The 25,582-nt window shown below is 57.5% G+C and carries 19 protein-coding genes and 1 tRNA gene; 11 read left to right on the top strand and 9 right to left on the bottom strand.

What is annotated here, in order from left to right:
- Nucleotides 1–8: 8 nt before the first annotated feature.
- The 4 genes from EE36_RS07210 to EE36_RS07225 are packed head-to-tail and all read left to right on the top strand — an operon-like array spanning nucleotide 9 to nucleotide 3,563.
- Nucleotides 9–959, top strand: a complete 951-nt coding sequence (locus EE36_RS07210; RefSeq protein WP_005850885.1) for a glycosyltransferase family 2 protein — start codon at nucleotides 9–11, stop codon at nucleotides 957–959.
- Nucleotides 959–1,363, top strand: a complete 405-nt coding sequence (locus EE36_RS07215) for a GtrA family protein (RefSeq protein WP_005850888.1) — start codon at nucleotides 959–961, stop codon at nucleotides 1,361–1,363. Before EE36_RS07210 ends, EE36_RS07215 begins: the two co-directional genes overlap by 1 nt.
- Nucleotides 1,360–2,133 carry a methyltransferase domain-containing protein gene (locus EE36_RS07220; RefSeq protein ID WP_005850890.1) on the top strand — a complete coding sequence of 258 codons (774 nt, stop codon included), beginning with the start codon at nucleotides 1,360–1,362 and terminating at the stop codon, nucleotides 2,131–2,133. Before EE36_RS07215 ends, EE36_RS07220 begins: the two co-directional genes overlap by 4 nt.
- 26 nt (nucleotides 2,134–2,159) lie before the next feature.
- Nucleotides 2,160–3,563, top strand: coding sequence for a hypothetical protein (locus EE36_RS07225; RefSeq protein ID WP_254655559.1), 1,404 nt, complete (start codon nucleotides 2,160–2,162; stop codon nucleotides 3,561–3,563).
- Here EE36_RS07225 and idi read toward each other — a convergent pair.
- Nucleotides 3,560–4,078, bottom strand: coding sequence for an isopentenyl-diphosphate delta-isomerase (gene idi / locus EE36_RS07230; protein WP_005850894.1), 519 nt, complete (start codon nucleotides 4,076–4,078; stop codon nucleotides 3,560–3,562). The two genes, EE36_RS07225 and idi, sit on opposite strands and share 4 nt — an antisense overlap.
- 241 nt (nucleotides 4,079–4,319) lie before the next feature.
- Here idi and EE36_RS07235 point away from each other — a divergent pair, with 241 nt between their 5' ends.
- Both EE36_RS07235 and EE36_RS07240 read left to right on the top strand, forming a co-directional pair.
- Complete coding sequence (locus EE36_RS07235; RefSeq protein ID WP_005850896.1) at nucleotides 4,320–5,711, top strand: DUF2793 domain-containing protein; 1,392 nt, start codon at nucleotides 4,320–4,322, stop codon at nucleotides 5,709–5,711.
- Between the two features lie 114 nt (nucleotides 5,712–5,825).
- Nucleotides 5,826–8,315, top strand: a complete 2,490-nt coding sequence (locus EE36_RS07240) for a hypothetical protein (protein ID WP_005850898.1) — start codon at nucleotides 5,826–5,828, stop codon at nucleotides 8,313–8,315.
- Between the two features lie 25 nt (nucleotides 8,316–8,340).
- Here the strand turns inward: EE36_RS07240 and EE36_RS07245 are convergent, their stop codons facing one another.
- From EE36_RS07245 to EE36_RS07260, 4 genes are read right to left on the bottom strand one after another with little or no spacing between them, the layout of a single operon-like run.
- Nucleotides 8,341–9,105, bottom strand: a complete 765-nt coding sequence (locus EE36_RS07245) for an ABC transporter permease (protein WP_005850900.1) — start codon at nucleotides 9,103–9,105, stop codon at nucleotides 8,341–8,343.
- Nucleotides 9,106–9,134: 29 nt separating this feature from the next.
- The gene (locus EE36_RS07250; protein WP_005850902.1) at nucleotides 9,135–10,037 is read right to left on the bottom strand and encodes a sulfotransferase; all 903 of its coding nucleotides are present in this window, start codon (nucleotides 10,035–10,037) and stop codon (nucleotides 9,135–9,137) included.
- 24 nt (nucleotides 10,038–10,061) lie between these two features.
- Nucleotides 10,062–10,718, bottom strand: a complete 657-nt coding sequence (locus tag EE36_RS07255) for an ABC transporter ATP-binding protein (RefSeq protein ID WP_005850904.1) — start codon at nucleotides 10,716–10,718, stop codon at nucleotides 10,062–10,064.
- Nucleotides 10,719–10,726: 8 nt separating this feature from the next.
- Nucleotides 10,727–12,058 carry a hypothetical protein gene (locus EE36_RS07260; RefSeq protein ID WP_005850906.1) on the bottom strand — a complete coding sequence of 444 codons (1,332 nt, stop codon included), beginning with the start codon at nucleotides 12,056–12,058 and terminating at the stop codon, nucleotides 10,727–10,729.
- 91 nt (nucleotides 12,059–12,149) lie between these two features.
- Between EE36_RS07260 and EE36_RS07265 the strand changes: the two genes are divergently transcribed.
- Nucleotides 12,150–13,073, top strand: a complete 924-nt coding sequence (locus EE36_RS07265) for a glycosyltransferase family 2 protein (RefSeq protein ID WP_005850908.1) — start codon at nucleotides 12,150–12,152, stop codon at nucleotides 13,071–13,073.
- Between the two features lie 7 nt (nucleotides 13,074–13,080).
- On the opposite strand, the gene EE36_RS17310 is transcribed toward EE36_RS07265, so the two are convergent.
- From EE36_RS17310 to EE36_RS07280, 3 genes are read right to left on the bottom strand one after another with little or no spacing between them, the layout of a single operon-like run.
- Nucleotides 13,081–13,842 carry a sulfotransferase family 2 domain-containing protein gene (locus EE36_RS17310; protein ID WP_083776453.1) on the bottom strand — a complete coding sequence of 254 codons (762 nt, stop codon included), beginning with the start codon at nucleotides 13,840–13,842 and terminating at the stop codon, nucleotides 13,081–13,083.
- A complete protein-coding gene (locus EE36_RS07275; protein ID WP_005850912.1) occupies nucleotides 13,839–14,573 on the bottom strand; it encodes a CatB-related O-acetyltransferase in 735 nt (244 codons plus the stop codon). Before EE36_RS07275 ends, EE36_RS17310 begins: the two co-directional genes overlap by 4 nt.
- Nucleotides 14,570–17,062, bottom strand: coding sequence for a glycosyltransferase (locus EE36_RS07280; protein WP_005850913.1), 2,493 nt, complete (start codon nucleotides 17,060–17,062; stop codon nucleotides 14,570–14,572). The genes EE36_RS07275 and EE36_RS07280 overlap by 4 nt, the downstream gene beginning before the upstream one ends.
- Before the next feature lie 128 nt (nucleotides 17,063–17,190).
- Here EE36_RS07280 and EE36_RS07285 point away from each other — a divergent pair, with 128 nt between their 5' ends.
- Nucleotides 17,191–17,820, top strand: coding sequence for an acyltransferase (locus EE36_RS07285; RefSeq protein WP_005850915.1), 630 nt, complete (start codon nucleotides 17,191–17,193; stop codon nucleotides 17,818–17,820).
- A 135-nt stretch (nucleotides 17,821–17,955) separates the two neighbouring features.
- Nucleotides 17,956–18,032, top strand: a tRNA-Arg gene (locus tag EE36_RS07290).
- 16 nt (nucleotides 18,033–18,048) lie between these two features.
- On the opposite strand, the gene selD is transcribed toward EE36_RS07290, so the two are convergent.
- Nucleotides 18,049–20,217, bottom strand: coding sequence for a selenide, water dikinase SelD (gene selD, locus EE36_RS07295; RefSeq protein ID WP_005850917.1), 2,169 nt, complete (start codon nucleotides 20,215–20,217; stop codon nucleotides 18,049–18,051).
- Between the two features lie 164 nt (nucleotides 20,218–20,381).
- Here selD and EE36_RS07300 point away from each other — a divergent pair, with 164 nt between their 5' ends.
- Nucleotides 20,382–21,596 carry a DNA repair exonuclease gene (locus EE36_RS07300; protein ID WP_083776479.1) on the top strand — a complete coding sequence of 405 codons (1,215 nt, stop codon included), beginning with the start codon at nucleotides 20,382–20,384 and terminating at the stop codon, nucleotides 21,594–21,596.
- Nucleotides 21,593–25,030, top strand: coding sequence for a YhaN family protein (locus tag EE36_RS07305; RefSeq protein ID WP_005850921.1), 3,438 nt, complete (start codon nucleotides 21,593–21,595; stop codon nucleotides 25,028–25,030). The genes EE36_RS07300 and EE36_RS07305 overlap by 4 nt, the downstream gene beginning before the upstream one ends.
- Nucleotides 25,031–25,582 lie beyond the last annotated feature (552 nt).

Consider the following 25,582-nt stretch of genomic DNA (forward strand, 5'->3'; position numbering starts at 1 on the left):
GATGTGATATGTATCTTTCTGTTGTGATCCCTTGCATGAACGAAGAAGCCTCGATCCCGGGGCTGGTATCGCGGCTGACGCAGGCGATCGCGCCGTGGAAAGATCGGGCCGAGATTATTCTGGTCGATGATGGATCCACCGATGCCACGTGGAAAGCGATCGAGGCCGCGCAAGCCGGCTGTGCGCAACTGGTGGGTATCAAGCTTTCGGCCAATCGCGGGCATCAAATCGCGCTGACCGCCGGGCTTGAGGCGGCACGGGGCGAACGCATTTTTATGCTGGATGCCGATTTGCAAGATCCGCCGGAATTGCTGGTCGATATGATGTTCATGATGGATCGCGGGTTTGACGTGGTTTACGGCCGTCGTAGCGAGCGCCAAGGCGAGACCATGTTCAAGAAGGCCACGGCGCATCTGTTCTACCGCTTCCTCAATGCCATGTCCGATGTCCCGATCCCGCAGGACACGGGCGATTTCCGTTTGGTCAACCGCCGCTCGCTGGATGCGGTGCTGGCGATGCCGGAAAAGGCCCGTTTTATTCGGGGGATGTTCGCTTGGGCAGGCTTTAAACAGGTGGGTATTGAATATATCCGCGCACCACGCGCCTTGGGCGAAACCAAATACCCCTTCCGCGCCATGATGCGCTTTGCCATCGACGCGATGACCGCCTTTTCGACGAAGCCGTTGAAACTTGCGACGCGCCTGTCTTTTGTCAGCTTGTTCATGGCGGCGTTGATGGCCGTTTATGTGATCTATTCGCTGGTCGTGTATCAGACGGCACCGGGTTGGGCGTCGGTGGTGCTCGCGGTTAGCTTCTTCTCGGGGGCGCAGCTTTTGACGCTGGGTATTCTGGGGGAGTATATCGGTCGCCTTTACGTCGAGGCCAAGGATCGCCCGCTCTATTTTGTCAGCGATGATACGCGCGATATGGTCCCCGATGTGAAACGGTTGCGTGCCTGATGCGTGTTTTTGACTATAAGTGCGCCCGCTTTGGGGTTGTCGGCATTATGACGGCATTATCCTACGTGGCGATGTATCCGGCGTTTCTGGCGGCGGGGGTGCCACAACCGGCAGCTAATGCGCTGGCGTTTTTTCTGACGATCGTGCTGCAATACATCGGTCATGCCCTGTTCACCTTTGAACGGCGGCTGATCAATCGCAGCCAGATCACAAAATTTGCTATCATGGTGGGCTGCGGTTTTGGCATGTCGATGCTTGTCACGGGCCCTCTGGCAGCGGCTTTGGGGATGCCGGCCTGGGCGGCGGCGCTGGCCGTTGCGCTGTATCTGCCGGTGCAGAACTATATTTTGATGACCCTATGGGTGTTCGCCTTGCCGCACCCCAAGACGGAGTACATGTCATGAGCCATATCTACAGTGATACATTTTTTGACTACATCAACCAAAGTGCGCGTGCCTCGGCAAAACCGTTTGTGTCATTGCTGTTTCCTTTGCTGAAGCCCACGACGGTGATCGATCTGGGCAGTGGACGCGGTGTCTGGATGGATGAATGGCGCAAAGGTGGCGCTGAGGACGTGCTGGCCGTAGACGGGGATTATGTAGACCGGGCGCAGCTGGCAGTCGCGCCGGAGCAGTTCATGGCCGCCGATCTGACACAGCCGGTAAAGACGGGGCGCCGCTTTGATCTGGCGCAGAGCCTTGAGGTCGGAGAGCATCTGCCCACCGAAGCCTCGGAGGTTCTGGTCGATAGTCTGACGCGGGCGTCTGATCGTGTGTTGTTTTCCGCTGCGGTCACCGGACAGGGGGGCGAGTTTCACGTGAACGAACAGCCCTTGTCCTTCTGGCAGGATATTTTCGCGGCCAAGGGCTATGTCGCCTATGATTGCGTGCGCCCTGCATTGAAGGACAACAAGGATATCGCGCCCTGGTATCGTTACAACGCGATCCTTTATGTGAATGAGGCCGGGCGCGCGGGTTTGCCGAAAGAGATCCTCGCGACCCAAGTGCCTGCGGGCCAAAAGCTGCGCAACGCGGGTAGCCTTGGTTGGCGGTTGCGTTTGGCTGTGGTCAAGACCCTGCCACGCGGCGTTGTCACGGCCATTGCGCAAGCGCGGGCGATGGTGCTTGCCCTGCGGGCGCGCCGTGCCAAGACCGTGGGTCGCGCGGTTGTATGACGGCGGCGGTCGGGCGGCAGTTGGCGATGCGGGCCGAATCTGAACGGCTGCAGCTGGCACCGGTCTTCCTGATCACACTGGTGGCGGCGTTTTTGCTGACGGGGCAAAATCTGCTGGATCCGATGATCCGCCATGATGACTATCCCGCCCTTTTCGCGGATGCGCCCGCCTTTTGGAACAAGACCCTGCACGAGGGGCGGTGGCTGAACTACATCTGGCACCTGCGCGAGGTGGTAACGCCTGCCTGGCTGAACTTTGCCCTGTATCAGAGTCTATGGGCGGCGTTTGTCGCTGCGTTTGCCGTTGCGGCGATGGGGCCCGGTACGCAGCGCTGGTTTACTGTTGTGCTGGCCCTGCTGCTGGTGGTTTGCCCGTCCGAGATGTTGATCTCGCTCTGGTTCAATACGCTCATCCCCGGGTTGGCTGTTGTGGCGCTGTTTGCGGTGCTGGCCTGTTACATCTCCAGCGCGCAGTTGCGCTGGCTATTGCCGATTTTCGTGATCGTCAGCTTTATGGCCTATACGACCTATCCGCTGCTGCTGCTGGCGATTTGCATTGCGCGCACGCGGGAGCGGTCAATCCGCGATCTGGCGGGGCTGATGGCGCTGTTTTGCGCGAGCTTCGTTGTCGCGGTGCTAACGGTCTATACGTTGAACTGGGAGGTTCACGGTGTATTTGGCGTGCCTGTGGCCGATTGGCGTGAACCGACCGCGGGGGACGGGATTGGCGGGATAATCGCGAACCTGCCGAAGCTGGGGGAAACATTTACGCTGTTCCTCAACCGGACCGGCATCGGGTATCCGCCGCTGATCGGGCTTATTCCGTTTGTCTATATCCTTGCCCTGAATGTGCTACGCAAGCGCGCGCCGCTTGAGGCTTTGTATCTTGCGGCTGGTATGGCGATCGGGCTGGCGCTGGCAGTGGTTCAGGCGCTGAAACTGGGGGTGATCGTTCCGCCGCGCGCGTTTATCTTCTTTTGGGTTTTCTTTGCGCTCACTGTGGTGCGTGCGGTTCAGATATTGAGCGAGGATGAGGGTCTACACGGCCGTTTAGGGCGCAATCTATTGCTGTTGATCATCGGTGTGTGGTTCATCCAGCTGTTTCTGGCCTATGGGCAGTCCAATGATTGGCGTAGCGATACCAAGCTCTGGGCGCAGGAGGTGCGGGCGACAGAGGGGCCGGTCTATGTCTATGGCGATTCGTCGAAAATTGCCGCTGGGCTAAAGGCCGGCATACAATCTTATAAAGCGCTGCCGTTCCGGCTGAAACAGTTGACCGGAAAGACGGCGGTGGCCTGTGATGAGGTGCCTGATACCTGCCCGTCCCGACCAGATATGACTGCCAGTGATGCCGAGGTGCATTTGCTACGCGAAGGGAATGCGCTGTTCATGCTGTTTGCGCCAGAACCAGCGGACGAGACTGAGGATTAAGCGGTAAAGATGCTGTCCATGTGTTCGGCCAGATAGATGCGCAGCCAGGGGGTAAAACGCTCTGGCGTGGTTTGGGTCTGGCGGGCGAGGTCGGAGAGGTCGACCCAGGCGGTGTCCATCACTTCGGCGGGGTTCGGGGTCACATCGGTGAGCGCGACGGCTTCGGCGACGCAAATCTCTACCAGCTCATGTTCGGTCAGGCCGCCGCCCACATCGGCGCGGTATTCGACCTGGTCGCGGTGGTCGAGCCTTAGGCCGCTGATCCCCAGTTCTTCGTCCAGTCGCCGTTTGGCGCAGGTGAGCGCGGGTTCCTCCCAGAACGGATGGGTACAGCAGGCGTTCGCCCAAAGACCGGGGGTGTGATATTTGCCAAGCGCCCGTCGCTGGATCAGGGTTTCGCGTCCGCGCATGACGAAAACCGAGATCGCCTTGTGGCGCAGACCGCGCTGGTGGACCTCAAGCTTTTCGACGGGGGTAAGCTTGCCGTTGACCCAGGCGGGGATCATCGTGGTCATGTGGCTGCCCCATTCGGGTGGCGTTTTGGCGATGTCATATCCGGCTGCCCCGCTCCTTGCGGCCCGCTGGCCCTCTGCGCTAGGCGGTCTTGTAACGGGTCGGTTTTGGATTGTCAGCCGCTGGTTGCGAAATGACGGATAAGAGCAGTTACGCAATACCGCGCGCGGTGGTGCAGGCTCGCGTTAACCTGTCTGCGGCAGGGTGAGCCCTGATCACCATCTACCGAACAGGAGCCACCATATGACCGATACATCCCCCGTTCTCGCCCTTCCGTATATTCAACCGTCGCAAGCGCAAAAGCATGTGACCCATAACGAGGCGCTGCGGCTTTTGGATGCGATTGTGCAACTGTCGGTCCTGTCTTTCACCGAAACTACGCCGCCCGCGACCTCAGCCGAGGGGGATCGGTATCTGGTGGCCTCAAACGCTGTGGGGGATTGGGCAGGGCATGACCAAGAAGTCGCGGTCTTCGTGGATGGGGCGTGGCAGTTTATCGCGCCGATGCCGGGCTGGGTGGCATCTGTGGCCCCCGGCCAAACCCAAGTGGTTTACGACGGCGCGCGCTGGGCGGTGCCGGCGTTGCAAGATGTGCCTCGGCTGGGTGTCGGGGCGACGCCGGATGCGTATAACCGGTTGGTTGTGGCGTCGGATGCGGTGCTGTTCAACAATGACGGGGCGGGGCATCAGGTGAAGATCAACAAGGCAGCCGAAGGGGACACGGCCAGCCTGCTGTTCCAGACCGCCTTCGGGGGGCGGGCCGAGATGGGGACCTCGGGGAGCGATGATTTCGCCATCAAGGTCAGCGCAGACGGCGCGAATTGGGCGGAAGCTTTGCGCATTGAAGCGGCGAGCGGGCGTGTAACCGCCCCAGTCTCGGGTTGGCGAGAGCAGCTGACTGCCCCTCGCGTTTACTATGTGGACCCGCTTCAGAGTGGCGATGGGCAAAGTGGGCGGGGCACGGGGGCGGCTGCCTTTGCGTCGCTAGGCCGTGCGATGGAGGAAGTCGCCCGTTTGGACAGCGCAGGCCACGCCGTCACGGTTCAGTTGGCGGATGGCAGCTATGATCTGGGCGCTTCGCCAGTCGCGGTAAGCGCGGCATTGGGGGGAGGTCTGGTTGAGCTTGTCGGGAATACCGGCGACCCTGACGCGGTCACGATGACAGCGACGGGGTCGGTGATCGAGCTGGTTTCGGGGCGTCTGAGATTGCGGGGTATGCGGATAGAGACCACCGGTGCGGACCCGGCGATCCGGGTGTTGCCGGAAGCGGTGTTAGAGGTTGATGAGGTCGTCTTTGGCGCGGCGGGGGGACATCTGGATATCGTTGGCGGGCGCGTCGAGGGTGCGGGTTCGTACGTTATCGACGGCGATGCCGCGTATCATCTGCGTCTGTCGCAGGGGGCTGTGCTGGCGCGGGGGATGCAGACGGTGACGCTGGCGAATACGCCCGACTTTGCCACTGCGTTTGTGAGTTGCGAGATGGCCGGGCAGGCGGATTTCAGCGGGCATGGTTTCACCGGCACAGCCACGGGCAAACGTTTTGACGTGAGCAGCAACGCTGTGGTGCAAAGTGGCGGGACCGTGCTGCCGGGCGATATCGCGGGCACGACGCAAAGCGGTGGCCTATACCTCTGATCTGCGAAAACCTGACAATTGTATGAAAGGGCCACATTGCCGCCTTAAAAGCTGAAGCTGCCGTTAAGGAATTCGGCCCATCTTTATCCCCGGAACATGTAGGGGAATAAACCGATGGAGCTTGAGCATAAAACCACATTGTCCGCGCGGGAGGATATGGCGCTGACCGGGGTGACGGATATGGCGGTTGTCCAATCCTCTGGCGGGGCGGTGCTGTACACGACCTCGCGCTTTGGTGGCGGTGACTTGCTGGCCTATCGCATTGATGCGGAAGGGGGGCTTCGGTTTCTGGACAGTCGGGCCATCGCCGGGGACACGCGGGCCGGGGTCACCAGCAGGCTGGAGGTCGTAGACGGTGCGCTATTGCTCACGGGGGCGGATAACGCCGCGCTCACCCGCGTTGCGTTAACAGATGATGGGCGCTTTGGTAATGTTTCTGCCGTGACCGGTGGTGCCGTGCCTGCCCAGTTACTGGCCGTCGAGACGTTGGATTTGGGCGGGCAGAGCCATCTATACGGGCTGGTGCGGGGGGCGGATAGCATCGGGTCGTGGCGCATGGGCGACAATGGGGCGCTGACGCGCATATCGGGCGACAGTGGCGTCGCGTCAGAGGCAGGTCTGACCGGGCTGAGCGTCGGGTATGTCGGAAGCACGCCGTATCTGCTGGCGTCCTCGGCGCGGGACGACGCATTTATTTCGTTCAAATTGGATGGGAATGGTATCCCGCGAGAAGTCTCTCGTATCGCGGCGGAGGATGGCGTGGGGATCGGCAGGCCAAGCGCGACAGCCTTTGTAGAGGTTGGGGGGCATGGATTTGCGATATTGGCCGCGGCGGGAAGCGCGAGTTTGAGCGTCGCGATGCTGGGGGAAAATGGTGGATTAACCTTAACGGATCACGTCCTCGACACGCGGGACACACGCTTTGACGGGGTGCATGTGATCGAGACCGCAACACATCACGGCCGCGCCTATGTGGCGGCGGCGGGCGGAGATGATGGCGTTTCGGTCTTCGAATTGATGGACGATGGCCGGTTGATGCATCTGGTGTCGATCGAAGACACGGAAGGGAGCACGCTTGACGCGGTGTCGGCGCTTGACTTTTCGGTACAAGGAGATTTACTGCACCTCGCCGCCGCGTCAGGTGCCGAAGCGGGGCTGAGCATTTTTACGGTGGATATTTCGGGCCGGGTTGCGGCGGCAACAGGGGGTGATCAAGCCGACACGCTGACAGGCGGCACGGGGGGCGATTTGTTATCCGGCGGGGATGGCGCGGACCATATCGCCGGGCGCGCAGGGGATGATATTTTGCGAGATGGCGGCGGCCGTGATCTGCTGACCGGCGGTTCCGGCCGCGATCTTTTTGTCCTTTCCGCAGATGGGGAGGCCGATACGATTGCCGATTTCGACAGCGCACAGGACAGCATTGATCTGTCGGCCTGGCCGTTCCTGAGGCATGGGTCTCAGTTGACCATATCTTCGACCAAAAATGGTGCGGTTCTGTCCTTTGGTGAGGAGCGGTTAGAGATAAAAACATCGAACGGACAGTCCCTTAGCGAGGACGAGGTTCAAGCGCTCGATCTGATTGGGCAGTCGCGTTTCATGCCGGATTGGACCCTGCCAGAGGAAGCTGATACGCCATCCCTCCCCACCGCACCGACCCCGTTGGTTCTGGTTGGCACGCCCCAGTCGGATGTGCTGGAAGGGGATGCGGCCGATGATCATATCAGTGGGCGCGCGGATGGCGACAGGCTGATCGGCGCAGGCGGCAATGATACGATTCTTGGCGAAGCTGGGGCCGATACGATCTATGGCAACGGCGGGAGCGATCTGATTGAGGGTGGTACCGAGGGGGATCAGATCTGGGGCGGTATCGGCTGGGACACTTTGCGCGGTAGTGATGGGGACGACGCCCTGTGGGGCGGCGACGGGTATGACGCGCTTGGCGGTGGCGACGGGAACGACACGTTAACCGGCAATAACGGTGCGGATAGACTCTATGGGGATAGGGACGATGACCATCTGATCGGCGGGTTAAATGCCGATAGCCTGTGGGGCGGTGCCGGCAAAGACCGTTTGGAGGGTAGCGCCGGTGCGGATCAACTGCTTGGCGGCAGCGGGAATGATCAGCTTTTCGGAAATGCGGGGGCAGATTTTCTGCAGGGGGACAGCGGGAATGACCGTCTTGCCGGGGGGATCAACAACGATACGGTTAACGGTGGGTCCGGGAACGATACGCTGTCTGGCGACAATGGTGCCGACCAGCTGATCGGCGGCGACGGCGATGATTTGATCAAAGGCAATGCCGGTCACGATACGCTTGACGGCGGCGCGGGAAACGACGTGCTGTCCGGTGGGATCGGGGCAGATCGGTTTATCTATGGTGCAGGCCAAGACACAATCCTGAGCTTTCAAAACGAAATTGACACTCTTTCGCTGGATTCTGCCCTTTGGGGTGGGGGAAGTTTATCGATGAGCCAGCTTCAAACGTTCGCACGCAAAGGGGCCGAAGGGCATATTGTGCTGGATTTTGGCAGCGGCAAAACACTGGACCTGTTGGGCGTCGAAAACCTATCTATCCTAAATGGCGACTTCGAAAGCTTTTAAAGTTTAAACTGCCACGCTGGGATCGTTATCGTTCCAGAACGTCACGGTGATAGCGCCTTAATAACACAAGGCCAAAAAGGCCCAGTATTGCGGCAACGGCGTAGACATAGGCTGATGAGACATAGGGTACGTCGTAGTTATGATAAAAACCGGACCTGACGCGGCCCACCACGTGGATCAGCGGATTGAACCAAAGATAGCTGCGGTAGGGTTCGGGTATCGTTTCGTATAAAAAGATGACGCCGGACAGTAGCAAAAGCGGCCGCGTGCAAATCCCGTAGACACGTTGCCAGACCTGAAACATCGACATCATGAAACAGTTGAACACCCCCACGCCCAGTGAAAGCGCGGCAATCATAGTCAGAGCTGACACGATGTCTGATGCATTTATTGCGGCCCGCGTATCAAACAGAAAAATGACCCCACTCAGTACGATAAAGCCTACAAGAAGCTGAGTGAGAAAATTGAGGATGAACCGCCCCAAGATGGCGTCGACGAAAGTCACGCGCGGGTACGCTAGTAGCTGTTTCGAATAGTTGATCGCCTGCGCGACCTTGTTGCTGAGATCGACGAACATCAAAAAGGGCAGCAAACCTGTAGCGTAAAAGATCGGAAAATTGTTTCCGAGAGGGGGCATACGAAACCCGATCGAGAATATTGCGGTCAACAGCGCGATCCCGAGAACGGGTTCAGCCAATGCCCAAATATACCCACCCGGGGACCGGCCGTAGCTGGTCCCGATTTCGCGAAGTATCAGCGCGACGATAATGCGTGGCGTCGCAAAGACCATTGTTCTTCGTCCGCGTGCAACCCGACCTATCATCCTGCTACCCTCTGCGCGCTGTTGATCTGCCATCGGGCGGGCGTCGCTGCGCCAAAACGATTTAAAATGAAGTCATACTGTAGGGCAAAGGCCTCTCTAAAACTGTGTTTTAGGTGCTCTGGCAACATAGCGTGGCGACCAGAATTACTGCGAAGATCAGCTTTGGGTGAAATCGGCGAAATACCTAAGAACGTGCAGATATCGCGCACGGTATGAGCGTGAAAAAGGTCTTCGTAAAATACATATTTAATTCGATGTAGGGGGATCACGGCTTCCAGCTCGCTCATCGTGCGCCGATAGTTCGCCCGCTCTAACTTAGGCAGCCGTTTACTGTCGATCAAATGCTGCGCGCGTGCCTCGCAAGCCGTTTGAAAGTCAGCTACCTGGGCGGCATCCGCGCTAACGGCCATTCTGATTTGGGACCACATACGATCAATCGGATCCCTCAAAATAAAGATGAAACAACTTTCGCCAAGGCTCCCCATTTCAGAGAAGTCCTTTGCGTCCAGTATCGCATAAGCCGGGGTGATGTCGCAAATCACAGGCTGACCGCTAAATCCCTGAGTAAGATAGGAAAGATAAGCCTCGTGATGTTCAGGCGCATCCGTGTAGATGGACAAAAGGTCAGCCAATTCGCTGAGGACCCTAAGATTGCGCCGATTCTTGGGGCCGCGTTCTGACACCAATTCCCTTGCCAAGGTTTTCGCCGTGTTCATACGTAGGTCAAAAACCTGGTCAGACTTACCCGCGATCACATTGAAATAATGAAGTTCCTTATTGCGCGAAAAATGAATCTGACTGCTGGTGCGTAAGGTTTCATAAAGCCAAGTCGTGCCGGCTTTCTGAGCCCCGATGCAATAGGCAAGCTTGGTGTTTTCCGGCAGAAGAGATAGAGCCATACGGTACGCCTTGGGATGAGCTGATCATTTCCCCATGTTGTATTCGTGATGTGCTATCGCATCGTTAATGTCGGCAAAGTATTCTAGGTTTCCGGACTCTAAAACAGCGCCTGCAGTGCATAGTTCTCGTAGCATGCCATTGGAATGGCTTACAAATATTGCACCAGATCGGGACAGGCGGTCCATAAAAATGGAACGACTTTTCTGTTTGAACCGAGCATCTCCGACAGCGGTGATTTCGTCTATCAAATAGGTGTCAAACTGCAGCCCCATGGAAACGCCGAAAGCCAGGCGCGACTTCATACCGGCGGAGTATGTTCGGAATGGAAGGTGAAAATGAACCCCAAGCTCTGAAAAATCGGCGACGTAATCGACCAGCGCAGACGTGTCTGCACCATAAATCCGTGCCACGAAGCGCGTGTTTTGTGCCCCCGTCATGTCGGGGTGGAACGACCCAGCAAAGCCAACTGGGAAGGATACACTGCCATCAGAGATGACCTCGCCTGATGTAGGGTCAGTTGCCCCCGCAATGATCTTGAGCAGCGTAGATTTTCCAGCGCCGTTCCGTCCTAGCAGCCCGACAGAAATACCAGTGGGAAAAATAACGTTAATATTTGAAGCGACTGTCTTCCGTCGCCCCCGAACATGATAGGTTTTGGTCAAATTTCGAAAGACAATCATCGGCGATCCTAGTGCCGATCTCGTAAGGAGTGCCAAACCAGCATAATGAGCGCCCACAGGGCGAAGCTAGATGCGAATGTGACGCCTAGAAGAAATGGGCGATTTGGATAAATCGAAGTCTCTGCAAGTGTCGGAGGAATATGCGCCGCCAAGTATTTGGATCTTTTTCGCGCCTCTGCAACCGCTGTATCAAAGGCCGCTTGGCTGGCGGTATAAGACTGTTCAGCAAATTCCAAATCGACCTTTAGGCTTTCAAACTGCCCAAAAAGATCCGCGAAACCAATGGTGTGCATTGAACCCTGCTTGGCGTTCAATTTTTGATGCTCCTGCGAGATACGCGCTGCTATTATGTCGCGCCTTCGTTGCGCTTGCTTCAAGCGGGAATCGGTTGGCGTGCTGGTTTGCTGAAGCATGTCGATGCTAATCAACGTTTCCGTCATTTCTGCTTCTAAAGATGCCAATAACCCAGTTTGAATTTGAAGCGGTGTATCGGGGCTCACCAATTGGTTCCTCATGCGGAATTCGGCCAGCGTAAGCCGCGTTTTCTTGAGGCGCTGCGCTGCGCGCGCCAAGTTTTCTTCAGCATGTTGGGTAGCATCCTCGCGCGCTATCGCGGAAAGTTCATGTATCAGTTTTGCGCTTTCAGCATAGATTTCTTGGACAATGGCCCGCGCGTCTTCGGGAGCAAATGCTTGCACCTTAACCTCGATCAGACCGGTGCTACTATCGCTATACACATTGACCATGCGACCCCAGTATTTGGTCAGTTCCTCGATCGTACCAGGGGCGTGGTAGCCGAAGACCGGATCAGAGTTTGTTGCGGGGGGCGACCATATTTTTCGCAAATTCAGAGACTTATCGATTTTCTCTACTAAGTGCTGACTTTGAATGAATTGATACAGAACTTCTTCGTCCGCGGCACCGGACCCCGAGAGATTTGCAACCCCACCCAAGAGTTCGACCGGCGAGCTCATATCCTCGCTATGGACAGCAAATCCAGCGATAGAGGTATAGCGATCTGCAGCGCGCTCCCAAAGGTACCATGACACGAACAGGCTGGTTCCGAGAACGATGATGATAAAGCTGACAAACGAAAGCCGATGACGTAGGTGAAGGCGCGCTTGCGGCACAGGCGGGACGATCGACGTGATTGGCAGTGTCAGAATGGTCGCTTGAGAGGCGGTTTCTCGTTTCTTTTCCCGCGCCGCAACGGCAAGCGCCCTATCATGCCGTTTTTTTTCGATGCGTCGCAAAGCTTCCTCACGCTCGCGCAGTTTTTGTTGTTTGCGCGCCGCGTGCGTATTGTGCGTGGTCGTTGATTGGGCAGGATTATGGGTCATGATCTCAGTGCCTAATTCAATAGTCCTCACAGTTTATTAATTCGCGCGAAGTAGTTCAGAGAAAGTCGATTAAACTACGAAGGACTTTGGGATGGCGGAACCGCATGTTCACATTTTAATGGGGACGAAGAACGGTGGCATGTTTTTGGCAGATCAGCTGGCCTCAATCCGCGGGCAATCGCATCAGGATTGGAGTCTTTGGGCAAGCGATGACGGCTCGACCGATGGCACTTCTGAGGCGCTTGAAAATTTTAAAGCGGAAACACCGCACCATGATATTCACTTGCTCAAAGGGCCTCAGAGGGGCGTTGCCGCCAACTATTATAAATTGTTGAGAAACCAAGAGTTAGACGGGAGGTGGGTGGCGTTTTCCGATCAGGATGATATCTGGCTGCCTCACAAACTATCCCGTGCTGTCGCGCTCGTCGGGCGGCTGGGTGGTAGATGTGTTTACAGTAGTAGAAGTTACTATGTGGACCAAACGGGGGGGCGGTTGGGAACGTCCCCAATGCTGAACCGCCCTTGTCGTTTTGGAAATGCAATCGTACAGAATGTTTTGCGCGGAAATACGATTGTGATTCCGCCTATCGTCACCAACTATCTGCGTAGCATTTTAAGTACTACCGACGTTGCGGAAACTCCTTTTCATGATTGGTGGATGTACCAGGCGATCACAGGCGCAGGGTTTGGTATTCTTCATGATCAGAAACCTGGGGTACTATACCGGCAACACGGTGAAAATCTTGTGGGCGCGCCTACTCGTTATTTACGGCGCAGGGCTCGATGCCTGGCGGATGGTACGTTGGTGAATTGGATCGATGCAAATGCGGCCGCGATGTACCGAATTGCTCCTGTTCTAACGGCGACCGCTCGCGAGCAATTATTGAGGTTTCTCGATTGGCGATCCCAAAGTCATACTAAGGGTCGCGCGGCACTGACTTCGCTCGGGATCTATCGGCAAACACATGCGGGCGATCTAGCCCTGCGCACGCTTGCACAACTCAAACAGTTCTGAATCGGTGTTAAATTAACAAGCCCTCGTCTTTGAGGTGATCAAGTAAGGCTATGTCAGCCTCAGCAAACGCAGCCAGTCTTTCCTGTGCCGGTTTATCGTTGATCAGAGTCATTAGATCTTGCCATCGGCTTGTCTGAACGCCTTTTGGCCCAACATTGATGCGCGTTTTCACAATCGAAGGACGACGCCCCGTCAGGTTTTGAATGTCATTTTCAAGCAGATTTAAACTGCTTAAGCGATAAACCCTATCTAGTTTCCGCGCGCCGCCCATCGCTTGACCAACAAGCATATCTTTCGAGAAATGGCAGACCTCGGCCGCCCCGCGAACTTTCCCGGTGGCGAGATAGCTACAGTAAAAATTGTCGTAGTGATCCTTAATGAACTGTTGCCAAGCGGGACTTCCGCCAAAGAAATACGCGGCGGGGGAGCAATTTTTTACTTTGTACAACCCCATATGCCCAGGCGACGAAAGCAGGCTGTCCGTGAGACGTGAGGCCTTATTTCTTAAATAAAAGTAGAAAGAAGCGATCCTTTCAAATGGATCGCGAAGTACCGTGAACGCAAAGGTATCTGTCTGGGTCTCACGAAGGCGGCACCAATCTAGGTGACCCGAGTAAAGGTCATACCCGTTGGGAAATTGACCATCTGGGTAAGCTTGGTGGTGAACGCGAACAGGAGAGGTTCGAGCGCTGCCATAGATTTTAGTGAGCTCCGAGTGCACAGATTGGCCCGCGGTTTTGGGAATATGTAAAAATGCGACTTTTTTCACTGAATGTTTTCCGATCGCAGATCCAGCGTCGGGGGTGCGAAAGGCGCGGCATCTTTGAGCATTGTGTTTACCCCTCTACAGAATTCCAGCACATCCGACGGATCAAGGTGATCCATCTGCCACGGCGCAAACTGCCACCAGCGGCACTTTAACATGAGACTGATGAAGCTCGGCGGTAGGCGCATTCGTTTGAGAGTGGCCGGATTCCCCGCGACGACTGCATAAGGGGCAACGTCACGGGTCACGACCGAATGCGCCCCGATTATTGCGCCGTCGCCAATGGTGACCCCGGCGGCGATATACGCCCCGTGCCCGATCCATACATCATTTCCAATTGTAGTGATTTTTACCTTGGTGGGCGGCTTGCTGTGAGCTGTCCTATAATTGTGGTAATGTTCGGCTGCCTCAAAACCGTCGCCAAGTTCGAATACCCGGTCCCCAAGATAGAAAGCGGGGCTTGTGGATACCCAGTCCAACGGGTGGTTTTGCCGACCTATTTGGACGGATTCGCCGAATGAACAATATCGGCCGATACGTGCGGCAAAACAGTATCCCGAGACTTGATACGAGAACGTTCCCATCTCTAACGAGTGTTCATACTGTGTCCATTTCAGGCTCCCCGGGGCTTCGAGCACGGTATGTCTGGGCAGGCTGATCGACGTAGCACCCCGGTTCAGTACTTCGATGCCATTGTTTCGCAAAAATTTTAGGGGCACTGAGATCTGGCTCATGAGGCCACCGCCCAGGTTTTGGTGATGTGATTTTTAACGTGAGACAGCAGAATATCCGCCAAATCCTGTTGGGTTGAGTAGGGAATAGGAAAACCGTTTTCAGCTTTGGTAGCTGCTTCGCCCTGAGCACCAATTGCGAACGCATGGGTGGGCAAACCGGATGTCAGAGCTTCGTGCGTGGTAAACGAGAATGTCTCCGGCCACACGGAAGGTATTAACCAATCTGTCACGCCGTATCGGGCGGCAATTTTTCCCAGATCTGATATGGTATATCTCCCATGGATAGGCACCGAGGGGGGGAGGGGAATGGCGGGATCGAAGTTCCCGACGATGACCATACCGACACCTTGCACATCTATCGCATCAGCGGCTCGGCTGATGATCTGTGCGCCTTTCTGAAGACCAATGTCGCCCAATACACCGATCACCGGGCGCTTTGGGCTGAGGGGCCGAGGGATACGGGGCACGGCGTCTGAAATTCTATGCGGTGTAACTTGAATTTTATCGGCGCAGTTGGGGAATGCTGCGCGCACAATTTCTTTGCTATTTTTAGAAAATACCACGATCTCTTGGGATGCGGTCAGGAGTTTTCCCCACTCGTTTTGCCACCGAATCATGCTTATCGGTGCACCTGTGGTTGCTGGGGCATTTAGGTGAGGTGGGGGTAGGCCATCGTACACTCCTTGATCGTTCAGAAGAGTGTAGTTGGGCGAGATTGCGAAGTAGTCATGAAAGAGAAACTCTATCACCTGTTGGCCGGTTTGGCTCAATTCTAGAATCGCACTTGGAATAGTCAGCGGGTCACGGTCCCCAACCGCGCAGGAATAGATTAATCGTCGCCGTTTTATGGGGCGTAGAAGTTGTTTGACGTAGCCGAGGTTGTTGGTCCCGCCGGAGATTATTCCGTCATGGCAATGCAACTCAATTTGCCATCGCATGGCACCGCCGACCCTGATTACGACAGCGGCGCGGCCCAACGCGTGATGTTTTGATTTCACCCGATGTTGCAGATACGATTCAGCGCCGCCACCCATACTGTGCGCGATATATATCGAGACCGGATAGGTGTCTTGTGCACCGAGCCAAGCCAATGCCAAAGCGAGCCGGGGCGATTTGAATGGGTCAGAGGTAATAAACTGCTGCACATCTCTATCGTATTTGGGATAACGTTTTGAAATAAGCGCGTTGTTTTTCGCGATGAGGCGCGTCTTCTCTTCCGATCCGAAACTTTGTCCGCCGCGATGCTCTACGAAAAGGTTAACCGCACTATAATGTTGTCCGCCCGCAGCTCTGATGCGCTGGCACCAATCGACCTCTTCGCCGTATCCCCGACCAAAACTGACATCCAATTGCGGTTCAGCTCTGAGGTATCTGGGGTTGATCGCCATGCAAAATCCCACCCCGGTCGGCGTGGCCACGCGATAGCTTTGCGGGTTAAGCTGCGCGGCCGTCACATCTATAAGATCCCCCTGTCCGGCGGCAAGTTTTTGGGGCGCACATATGAGGGGGGCGGTAAAAATTTCCGCGTCGTTGGACATTGGGGTTACAGTGGCGGCGCGTGGATATTCAACGAGGGGGCGGATAAGGCGGCTCGCCCAGTTCGCCGGGACTAAGGCGTCAGAATTCAGTAAAATTACCGTGTCGGGCCAGCGTTGTGCATAGCGCAAGCCTTTGTTTACGCTTTTTACAAACCCAAGGTTTTGATCATTCTCAAGCAGTGTCGCACGATCATTGTGGGCCAAGGACCACGCGCGCAGCAACGGTAGAATCCGTTTATCGGTTGAGCAATCTTCGATCAGAATAATGCGCCACTGAAGATCGGTATTGTCGACGACGCGCCGCAGCGCCTCTTTCAGTAGGTCATGCGCGTTGAATACCGGCAGTATTATCGTCACCGATGCCGTTGTGACGGGAGGCGCATTGGCGCGGAATAGGTCAGGGTCAAGCTCGCGCGCATGGTGCAGGGGGCATAGCCCCAGCCCCCGTTTGATCCGCGTGCGAAAAGCGGGGTCCCGTTTGACGCGCCAGCAGCCATAGGCAGGCAACTGCAGCATCAGCGCGATGACGAACTTGATTACCAAACGCGCTTGAATCCACCAAAGGTGAGGGAGTTTTAGACTTCGCGCAATTGTCCAGGTGCCCTTGCGGACACGGTGAAATTCGACCCCAAACCGCCCGATTTCTTGCAAGCCTGTCGGGCCAAGCGGCGTGGTCAGGTCGAACCCGACCCGTTGCGGGCCACCATAGGCTTTGGTCACGTCGTCACGGATCAAGTCAGCTTTAGCGCTTACTTTTACGTCGTTCATATGCAGCACGATATCATCCGCGAACGTCCAGCCCGCCAGCCTCAAGTTCCCGTCATTTACGGCAAATACATCAACGGCACCCACCGCGGCACCGGACGGGTCCATAATGTGCATTGGACGCCCCACGGCCCTTAGGTGGGCGGCGATATAGCGGGCAAAGAGGGCTTTGAGCTGTTTATACAAAATCAATCATTTCGATTCTATGTTGCGTTGATAGAGCTCTAGATCAGCACGCTCACTCTTAAGGGGAGGTTAAGTTCACTCAGCATTACAACAGAATTTCTGTTCGGATTTTACGGGAGGTGACATAGGTGAGCAAAACGCAACTTGGCGTTTTGGTGACGGATAATGGTCAGAACAATCAGGTAGATATATCGCCAACAGCTACCTGCGCCGAAGGGGTGCAGATTAATATATACGGGCGCAATAACCACGTGGTGATCGGCGAGGGTACTGTGATCTCCGGTGGCTTGGTTGAGCTCAGGAATCACGAGAGCGCCGTCTATTTTGGCGCAGATTGTCGTTTGGCGGGGTCATTTCGGTGCCGCGCGCGTGACACGCATATTCGCATTGGCGATCGCACCACGATCATGATGGCTTACCTCAGTCTCCACGAAGCGGGCACGATCACGATTGGCGAGGATTGCATGCTGTCCGGGGATATCACCATGGATGTCAGTGATATGCATTCGATCCTTGACGTAGAAACGGGGGAGCGGATCAACCCGCCCCAAGATATCGAAATCGGGGATCATGTCTGGTTGGCCCATGGTGTCAGGATCATGAAAGGAGCGCAGATAGGGCAGCATTCAGTGATCGGTAGCCGTTCCATGGTTCTTGGGGTGATCCCCGCACATAGCTTGGCTGTGGGCGCGCCGGCGCGTGTCATGCGCGCTGGTATCACCTGGGATCGCCGACGGCTAAGCCCCAAAGATCAATAAGTATTGGGTCCCTGTGCGGTGCCGTTGGTGATTTACACTATCGAAAGAGGAGATACTTGATGGCAATATCATGGGGATTGCGGGTAGATTTTGCTTTGCTCATCCTACGCAAACTAGCTATGAGATGACCTGAGTGGTCCCGTAGCTCAACTGGATAGAGCACCTGACTTCTAATCAGGATGTTGGGGGTTCGAGTCCTCCCGGGATCGCCAGACGCACCGAGTGTAGCTACAGCACAGTGATTGGCCCTTCGCCGTCGGTCAAATGCCCGATAATACGGGCTTTTTTACCTTCGGTAGCCATATCGCTGATCGCAATCTTTGCCTCGGCTGGGGGGAGGGCAGCCAGCAAGCCGCCTGCGGTTTGAGGGTCGTGCAAAAGCGGGTCGCTGCGTCCTCGCGTGGGCGCGTTGTCGACGTTGGGGTGATACAGCGACGAGTGCACGCCGCGATCTGATAGGTCTCGGGCACCGGAGTAGACGGGAATGGCGTCCGCCGAGATTTCCGCGCTCAGGCGCGATGCGCGGCAGATGGCGGCGATGTGGCCCGCAAGGCCAAAGCCGGTGACATCTGTCATGGCATTGGCGCGACGCAGGTGGAAGGCTTGACGGTCCTGCGGTTCTGCCATCTCGTGCAGGGCCTGGGCGACGTCGGCTCCCCGTGCTGTGCCCTCCATATGCGCAGCCATGATAATTCCTGATCCGATGGGCCGGGTCAGCACAAGGCAGTCGCCAGCTTGAGCGCCCGACAGGGTGATTGGTGGCGTTTCGCGCGTGCCGGTGACGGTGAATCCGATGGTCATTTCGGCACCCATCGATGTGTGCCCCCCGACAATCGTCGCGTCCGCGTGGTCGAATATCGAACGGGCTGCGTCGGTGATTTCTTGCAGTGTCCGTGACTGAAGTGCCTGAGACATATGGGGAAGTACGATGCTGGAAAGGGCCACTTGGGGCTGCGCCCCCATGGCCCAAATGTCGCCCAAGGCGTGCACTGCTGCGATGCGCGTCATCAAGGCAGGGTCGTGGATCAAAGCGCGCAAGTGATCGGCGCTGATGACCTGAAAGCCGCCACCGGGCTGCTTTAGCACCGCAGCATCATCGCCGAGGACAGAAAGAACGGCCGCATCCGTCGGACCTTGAAGCGACGAAAGCCCGTTACGAAGCACTGTGTTTCCGACCTTAGCGCCACAGCCGCCACACAAGGGTTTCGCGGCCAGTATATCGCGGGCACCCTGCGCCAGCGTATCGGGCAAAGCTGGCGGTTGCATCGGCGGCAAATCGTCAAGTTTATCCATGAAGGCGCGGTCAATTCGGTCTTTCCAGCGCCATAACGCAGGCCCCGAGAATGCAAGATCGAATTTTTCCGCCAAAGCCGATTTTTCCCCAAGGGAGATAAGCTTTAGGTAACGTTTTTGTGGTTTGAAGGGCTTGCGGGGACCATTGGTGAGGGCGGCGCGAAGGTTGTGATACAGGACGGGTGCTGCGCGAACGGCAAACACGCCAGCCTTGGGGCGTGGGGCAAAGGGCATTGCTGCGCAGTCACCGACGGCAAATACAGTTGGGTCACCGGGAAGTGACAGGTCGGGCGTTGTTTCGATGAAGCCATCACGCAAGGGAAGGTCCGTTTGCGCCAGCCATTCATGCGGGAAAGCACCGGCAGCGCCGACCGTCAATTGAGAACGGATTTTGTCGCCGCTGCCCAGAACGACATGATCGGCGGCGATTTCCGTGACGCGTACGCCGGTGCGTAGGGTGACCTTGGCGCCGCGAAGCTTGGCCTCGACCGTGTGGCGCGCGCGGTTGCCAAGGCCCGAAAGCGTCGGGTCGGACTGTAGCAAGGTGACCCGAGGCTCGATCCCCGCGCTGCGCACGGCATGGGCCATCGCGAGGGAAAGCTCGCAACCGGCGACACCGCCGCCGATCACGGCGATTTCGGGCTCTATGTCCCCGCTCGTCACCGCGGCAAGGAAATCGCGCCAGCGTTTGGCGTAGACATCAAGTGGCTTTGCACCGACAGCAAAACCATCAAACCCCGGGATACCCATTTTAGCGGTGATCCCGATATCAAAGGAGGCAACATCATATGCAATAGGCGCGCGGTCTTCGACATGAACCAGACGCGCAGTGCGATCGATATCTGTGGCGTGGGACAGGATCAGACGCGCGCCCGCAAAGCGGCACAGTCGCACCAGGTCGATTTCAAGTGTTTCACGTGAATAGTGACCCGCGATATAGCCCGGCAGCATACCTGTATATGGGGCCGTGGGGCCGGGATTGATGACGGTTAACCGCGCGCCCGGTAGCGGGTTCATCCCCCATTTGCGTAGCACCAACACATGGGCATGCCCGCCGCCGATCAGCACCAGGTCTTGGGTCAGCGGGATATCGTGTCGATGCATCGAATGACTTTCTATCAGGCGGGTGTGACAGTCTTAGCCCGCGAGATCAGCGGATCAAAGCCGCAAGACACAACTGCGGCCCGTTGCAACGGAATGTGAACTACGTGACAAAGACCGCAGCGTTTCCGTGAACAAGGTGGCCTCCGTCCGTGACCCTTCGTATTCTGCACACTGCCGATCTTCACCTCGATTCACCGCTTCGTAGTTTGGCGATGAAGGATGACCGTCTGGCCGCGCAGGTGCGCGGTGCCAGCCGTCAAGCGCTTGAGACGATGGTGCAATATTGCATCGACGAGAGGGTCAGCGCCTTTCTGATCTCGGGCGATCTTTATGACGGGCAAGAACGTAGCGCGAAAACCGCCGCGTATCTCGCCGCGCAGATGCATCGTTTGGCGCAGGCTGACGTGCGGGTGTTCTATATCAAGGGGAACCATGACGCGGAAAACCCGATCGCGGGGGAGATCGACCTGCCGCCAAACGTGCATGTGTTCGACGGGCGGGGCGAGAAAGTACAACTGGCGGACCACCGCGTCTATATTCACGGCGTCAGCTTTCGCGACCGTCACGCGCCGGAAAGTCTGCTGCCGAAGTATACCGTGCCAGAGGCGGGGGCGGTTAATATTGCGATGATGCATACCTCTCTCGCGGGGGCCGAGGGGCACGATCTTTATGCGCCTGTGTCGGTCGGCGAACTGGCGGGGGCTGGGTTTGATTATTGGGCGTTGGGGCATGTTCACAAACGCGCCGTGCACAGCGAAGACCCCTGGATCGTGATGCCGGGCATGCCGCAAGGGCGCGATATCGGGGAGGCGGGGCCAAAGTCCGCAAGCCTGCTGACGATCGAGGATGGCAAGATCTCGGTTTCCGAAGTGGCGACCTCGGTCGTGGAATTCCGCCGCTGTGATTGCGATGTGACAGGGGCGGAGGCTGACGAAGATCTGCGCCGCAAACTGCGGTCGGCGTTGCAGGCACAGGCCGGACGGGGGGCTGCGATCTTGCGGTTGCGGTTGACGGGGCAAACGGCGCTGGCGTGGCAGATACGCCAGTTGGCGGATATTTGGCGCGCCCAAGCCGACGAAATCGCGGAAAGCATCGGTGATCTGTGGATCGAGAAGATGTCGGTGGATGTAACGGCTGTATCTGAGGATGCAGTGGATGGTGCTGTGGCCGAGGTACAGCAGTTGATGACGGACATCGCCAAGGAGCCCGCCACTCGGGACAGGTTGCAGCAAGAGTTGAGCCAGATCCTTGGCCTATTGCCTGCTGATCAGCGCCGCGCCCTCGCACCGGATGCAGAGGCGCAAGAGGCGTTGTTGCGGCAGCTGACCGACGAGGCGGTGTTGACCATGGCCGCGCAGATGCGAGGAGCAGGCGAATGATGCGGCTGCAGCAGCTTGCGCTGGACCGATTTGGTCACTTTACCGACCGCGTGCTGGATTTCGGCGCGCGCCCCGCAAACGGATCGGACTTTCATATCGTCTTTGGCCGGAATGAAGCGGGCAAAACCACCCTGATGGAGGGGTATCTGCGGCTGCTTTACGGTTTTGCAGCGCGTGAACCCTATGCCTTCAAACACCCCCGCGCGAACCTGCGCGTCAGCGGTACCGTCGATATTGACGGGCAGATCCACCAGCTGTCCCGATTGCCCAAGCGCTCGGGCAATCTTGTGGACGGGGCGGGCCAACCTGTGCCGGATGCTTTGCTGTCTGCGGCGCTGCGCGGTGTGTCGCAAAAGGAATACCAAAGCCTGCTGTGTCTCGACGATGAAACGATCGAAGCCGGCGGCGAAGAGATTACCAAAAGCGAGGGGGATATCGGGAAGCTGCTGTTCTCTGCCGCGGCGGGTATCAGCGATCTGTCGCGGGTCTTGGGGCGGGTGGAGCAGGGCAATCGTGACCTTTATCTAAAAGGCGGTACAAAATCAGAGTTCGCGGCGCTGAAGGCTGCACATGCGGAACTGGTCCAGCAGATCAAGGATCATGACGTCAGCGCCGCCGCGTTTCGCGAGCTGCGTCTTGCGCGGGACGCCGCCCAAACCGAAGAGCAGCGTCTGCGCGCCGCCAAGTCCGAGCTTTCCGTTCAGAGAACGCGGCTGGAGGCTATACTTGATGCGCATCCATTGGCGACAGAATGGAAAACCCTAGAGGCGCAGCTTACCCCTATCGCGCATTATCCCATGACGCTGGAGTTCGACAGCGAAGACTTGATTAAAATGATGACGAAACGGATCGCACTTGTTGCCGAAAGGGAACGGTCCGTCGCCGAGGTGCACACATTGCGGGCCGCGCGAGACGAGGTAGCCGTCAACGCGGATGATTTGGCGCGAGGGGCTGATGTTGATGCGCTTGCCTTCAAGAAAAGTCAGGTAGAGGCGGGACAATCCGACCTGCCCAAACGCGAAGCACAGTTGATGCAGGATACCGCTGATATGCGGGCGCGGCTTGATACTCTGGGGTTGCCCGCCGATGGCACGCTTGCGCAATTCATCTTAAGCGATCCCGCCCTTGCGGCGCTCGAACAGGAGCGCGCCACTTTGGACGATGCGCGCAAGCATCTGCAAACCACTCTGGCGGAGGCAGAGGTCGCGCGCGACAAATACGATGACGCGGCACGGGCCCTGCGCGATACCGAAGAAGAGACCGCCGTCGATGCGGATGTCGAACGCCTGTTCATGCAGGCCGAAGCGGAGGATCTGGTCAGTCGATATCATGACGCGCTGCGCCGGCTCGCGGCGGATCGTCAGGGGGTGGCCACAGCCTTGCGCGGGCTGACGCGGCAAAATGTGGCGTTCGACGCGGTTCCGGCACTTCCGCTCAGCAGCCGGCGCGCGCAGGAATTGATGCAGGCCCATGGCGAAGCGCGGCTTGCCCTGCGTGCGGCCGTGCAGGCGGAAACCACGGCAGCCGATCGTTTGGCGGATGCCGAGACAAAACATGCGATGGCCGCCTCGGCCCCAGACTTGATCAGCGATGATGCCGCCGCCAAAGGGCGACAAACCCGAGACGAGTTATGGGCGCTGCATAAAGATGTGTTGGACATGGCCTCTGCCTCTGCGTTCGAGGCTGCCATGCGGGCGGATGACGCGCAGACCTCATTCCGCGCCGGGCAAAGCCAATCGCTGGCGGAAATGCGGCAGGCGGAACGACAGTTGATCGAGGCGCGACAGGATCATGACAGGGCCCAGAATAAACGTACCGCGACCGAGGTGGCGTTTGATAAGGTGACGGGTGAACTGCGGTCCCACCTCGACGCACTTGGCCTGCCCGAAACCCTTTCTGCCGAGGATTTTGTCGAATGGGTGCGCGACGCAGAGGCTGCGCAAACTGCAGCCGAAACCTTAAAGACATCTGAACAGGCCAACACAGAGTTATTGCGCGCGGCAGAACAGATGCGCGACGATCTGGCGGCACGATTGGGTGCAGGGGATGCGCCTTTGCGGACCGTCGTGCTCATGGCCAAAACCCAGATCGCAGCGTCGCGCGAGCATCAGAATGCGCAAAAGCTCGCACAGGCCACAGTGCGTCAGGCCACGGCAGAGCGGGATCGCCGAGCAGTCGCAGCGGACAAGGCACGCACGGCCGTGACCGAGGCGCGTGACCAGTGGCGCGATGCCGTCGCGATGCATCTTCCGGCGCTGCAGGCTGGCATAGACATGTGGAACGGGCTGACCGGCCTGCGTAGTATCCGAGAGGTCGACGCCCGCATGGCGGGTGTCCGGCGTCAGATTGCGGGCATCAAACAGGATCGCGCCGGTTTCATCGCACAGTTGGATGCACTGGATGGCGGGGCAGACGCGCAGGAACAGCCCTTGGCGCGTTACGCCGCTTTGCAAACCGCGGTGGAGCGTGCCCGTCAGGCCCAAGCGCGTCGCAGCGATCTAGACGCCCGCCTTGCCGTTGCGGAGGACGCCGCGGCTGAGGCGCTGCGCGAGATTGCCGTGCTAGATGATCAGGTCCAACTTCTGGCCCGTGCGTTTAATGACCAGATAGACACCTCTACCCTCGATGCATTGCGTCAGGCGACGGCGACCGCGCAACAGGCAATTGCCCTGCGCCAGCAAAGTGCGGATTTGCATACCCGTCTGCTCTCGATCCTGGGGGTTGATGCCTGGGAGCAGGCGCAGGAACGCCTCAGCGCCGCGCCCCTCGCACAGGCGCAAGTGGCGCTTGCCGAGCTCTGCGAAGACCTGTCGCGACTTGAAGCAGAGCTCGACAGCGCGATTGCTGCGCGCGCTCGGGCGCAAGCGGCGCTGGATGCGGTTGGGGGGGATGGTGATATTGCGGCGCTCACCTCGCAAAAGCGCACGGTCGAAGAACAGATGCAGGCCGTGATGCTGCGCTATCTGACGGGGCGCTTTGGACATACTTTGGCCGAGGATGCCATCCGCCGGTATCGCGACACCCACCGCAGCACGATGTTGGCCGCGACCGAACAGGCATTCAGCGACCTGACCCAAGGGGCATACACTACACTGACCACGCAGCCTGCCGCTCAGGGGGATGTGTTAATGGCCGTGCGGGCAGAGGATGGGGTGTCTAAGGAAGCCGCCGCAATGTCCAAAGGGACGCGGTTCCAGCTTTACCTTGCCCTGCGCGCGGCGGCCTACGAGCAAATGGCGTCGACAGGAACCGTGCTGCCGTTCTTCTGTGATGATGTGTTTGAAACCTTCGACGAAGACCGCACCCGCGCGGCCTGTCGATTGATGCAACGGGTCGGAAAGCGCGGGCAGGCCATCTATCTCACCCACCACCAGCATGTGGTCGATCTTGCACAAGAGGCCTGCGGCACAGATGTGACCGTGCACCGGCTGTAACGCCCGATATGGATTCGCGATTATCCAGCCCGCGAGTCGGCGATTCCACCGCAATGCCCTACCTGTGGTTGGGTCGAGGCACGAAAAGCCCCGTATAAGCGGAGAGAGATACCCTGAGGGGCCTGGGTGCTACAAATTTCCGACGCTCAGAAAGTCAATAAAACAGGCGTTTGTGAAGGTTTTTTGACGAAAAGGATAAAATCCGAAAAAAGGGGTTGCGGGTATTTGGAACAAACCTTAGAACGCCCCTTACCGGAGACGCAGACACGCTGACACGGGGCGCTAGACGGGGACGACGGGTTACGGTTCGGGTCTTACGTAGCGGGAAAATTCTGAGGTAATTGAGGCGGGGCGCGCTGAGAAGTTTACGGCGCATCTTGGTTTCTTTTGTCTCGACGCTCTTTGAAATTGATAGATATCTGAAGAGATATGTGGGCGGTTTGGTTCATTCGATGGATCAACGTCTGTATATCGCGCTCTTAGGCTTCGGCCGATGATGGAGTGTCAGCTTCACTGTTTGGACGGCTTTTCGTTACTTTGGTAACTTTAAGC

This window comes from Sulfitobacter sp. EE-36, assembly GCF_000152605.1.
Classification (GTDB): domain Bacteria; phylum Pseudomonadota; class Alphaproteobacteria; order Rhodobacterales; family Rhodobacteraceae; genus Sulfitobacter; species Sulfitobacter pontiacus.